This window comes from Phenylobacterium sp. (assembly GCF_036402295.1).
Classification (GTDB): Bacteria; Pseudomonadota; Alphaproteobacteria; order Caulobacterales; family Caulobacteraceae; genus Phenylobacterium.
Genome location: NZ_DASWTE010000445.1, coordinates 1 through 2,028 on the forward strand (window position 1 = coordinate 1; position 2,028 = coordinate 2,028).

2 protein-coding genes are annotated in these 2,028 nt (G+C 70.0%); both read left to right on the forward strand.

The annotated features are described in order from the left end of the window. Positions 1-1,089, forward strand: a 1,089-nt coding sequence (locus VGD44_RS25300; RefSeq protein ID WP_331091350.1) for a PTS transporter subunit EIIC, incomplete at its 5' end; no start/stop codon positions are given. A gap of 78 nt (positions 1,090-1,167) precedes the next feature. Next, a partial coding sequence (locus tag VGD44_RS25305) for an FAD-binding protein (RefSeq protein ID WP_331091352.1) occupies positions 1,168-2,028 on the forward strand: 861 nt, incomplete at its 3' end.

A 2,028-nucleotide genomic window follows, 5' to 3' on the forward strand; every position in this document is an offset into this window, starting at 1 on the left:
CTGTTCGCCTACGGCGTGCTCAACCGGATCCTGATCGTCACCGGTCTGCACCACATCCTCAACAACGTGGTGTGGTTCCTGCTCGGCGATTTCGCCGGCGCCACCGGCGACCTGAAGCGCTTCTTCGCCGGCGATCCGAATGCGGGCGCCTTCATGAGCGGCTTCTTCCCGGTGATGATGTTCGGGCTGCCAGCCGCCTGCCTGGCCATGTACCACACGGCCTTGCCCGAGCGGCGCAAGGCGGTCGGCGGGATGCTGGGGTCACTGGCGCTGACCTCGTTCCTGACCGGCGTGACCGAGCCGATCGAGTTCAGCTTCATGTTCCTGGCCCCGGCGCTCTACGCCGTGCACGCGGTGCTGACCGGCGTCGCGATGGCGGGGATGGACGCGCTGGGGGTCCGGCTGGGCTTCGGCTTCTCGGCCGGCCTGTTCGACTATGTGCTGAACTTCAACAAGGCGACGCGGCCCTGGCTGCTGCTGCCGATCGGGGCCGCCTATTTCGCGCTCTACTACGGCCTCTTCCTCTGGGCGATCCGCCGGTTCGACCTGAGGACGCCGGGCCGCGAGGAGGCCATAACCGAGCCCGCCGCGCCGATCGTCGCCCGCCCGCGCGGCGAGGCGTTCGCGCTGGCGCTCGGGGGTCCAGCGAACCTCGCCGCCGTCGACGCCTGTACGACCCGGTTGCGTCTGACTGTCCGCGACCAGGCGGCGGTCGACGAGGCGGCGCTGAAGGCGTTGGGCGCCCGCGGGATTGTTCGCCCGTCGGCCGACGCCTTGCAGGTGGTGCTGGGACCGCAGGCAGACCAGGTCGCCGGCGAGATCCGCGCCCACCTTGCTGCAGGTGCACCTGCGTCCGCGCCAACGGTCGACGCTGCGCGCCTCGCCGCCCTCCTGCCCGGCCTGGACCGCGGCTCGCTGGAGGTGTGCGACAGCCGACTGCGGCTGGCGATCAGGACCAACGTGAAGATCGACGAGGCCGCCCTCAAGGCCGTCGGCGTACGGGGGGTTTTCCGGCGGGGAGGCGTGCTGCACCTGGTGATCGGTCCCGGCGCGCCGGCGCTGGCGGACGCCCTGCGCGCAGGCGCCTGACGCCCAAGAAATCGGCACTTGGCGCGGACCCGAACAGGCGCCAGTGTGTAAACGATTGCATTCGCCGCGGAGGGGTGTGTGGCCGAACCCTATGACGTGATCATCGTCGGTTCCGGAGCCGGCGGTGGGATGAGCGCCTACCACCTGACCCGATCGGGCCTGAAGGTGCTGATGCTGGAGGCCGGGCGCGACTACGACCCGACGACCGAGACCCCGATGTTCAACATCCCGGCCCAAGCGCCCCTGCGCGGTGTCGGCACCCCGGACAAGCCCTTCGGCTTCTACGACGCCACGGTCGACGGCGGGTGGGAAGTGCCGAACGAGCCCTACACCGTGGCCGAGGGCTCGGAGCCCTTCACCTGGTGGCGGCCGCGCATGCTGGGCGGGCGGACGAACCACTGGGGCCGCATCTCGTTGCGGTTCGGGCCCTACGACTTCAAGCCGAAGAGCCGCGACGGCCTGGGCTACGACTGGCCGATCTCGTACGAGGACCTTGCGCCCTGGTACGACAAGACCGAGAAGCTGATCGGCGTCACCGGCGCCGCGCCCGCCGCCAACCTGGTGAACACCCCGGACTCGCCCGAAGGCTGCCTGATGCCGACGGCGCCGCCGCGGGCCTTCGAGATCTTCTACGAGCGCGCCTTCAAGGCGATGGGCATCCCGACGATCCCCATGCACGGGGCGATCATCACCCAGCCGATGGAGGGCCGGAACGTCTGCGTGTTCGCCACGGCGTGCGGCCGCGGCTGCTCGATCGGCGCGAACTTCCAGTCGACCACCGTCCTGATCCCGCCCGCCAAGGCGACCAACAACCTGACCGTCCGCACCAACGCGCTGGTCTACCAGGTCGACCTCGACAAGGCCGGCAAGGCCAAGGGGGTCACCTTCGTCGACCGGATGACCGGCGAGCACCACTCGGTGACCGCCAAGGCCGTGGTG